The 244-nt window shown below is 48.4% G+C and carries 1 protein-coding gene; it reads left to right on the top strand.

Annotated features, from left to right (window positions below; all coding sequences use genetic code 11):
- On the top strand, positions 1-190 hold a 190-nt coding region (locus Q4528_RS15500; RefSeq protein WP_303522609.1), incomplete at its 5' end, for a hypothetical protein.
- Positions 191-244: the final 54 nt, after the last annotated feature.

Raw genomic sequence — 244 nt, 5'->3', positions numbered from 1 at the left:
CCTATATGGCGCATTGGCAAACGCTGCACCTTACATCAACGACAACAGAATCCCCGTATGGCGTGACTTGTTTATGTCTGCCATTGATGGTGCGAATAAGTCAGACTGGAATCAAGGCGCAAATGCTGTTTTGAGGACAGAAGTACCTGCAAGCCTAGATCGTCAATCGTTTAACATCCTGAGAGGCTAATCATGGCTATCACCAACTACGCAGAACTCAAAACAGCCGCGGCTTCGTGGCTAC

Source organism: Staphylococcus pasteuri (assembly GCF_030547725.1).
Taxonomy (GTDB): domain Bacteria; phylum Bacillota; class Bacilli; order Staphylococcales; family Staphylococcaceae; genus Staphylococcus; species Staphylococcus pasteuri.
The sequence above is the reverse complement of the archived record's forward strand: the minus strand, read 5'-3'. Positions and strand labels throughout refer to the sequence as shown.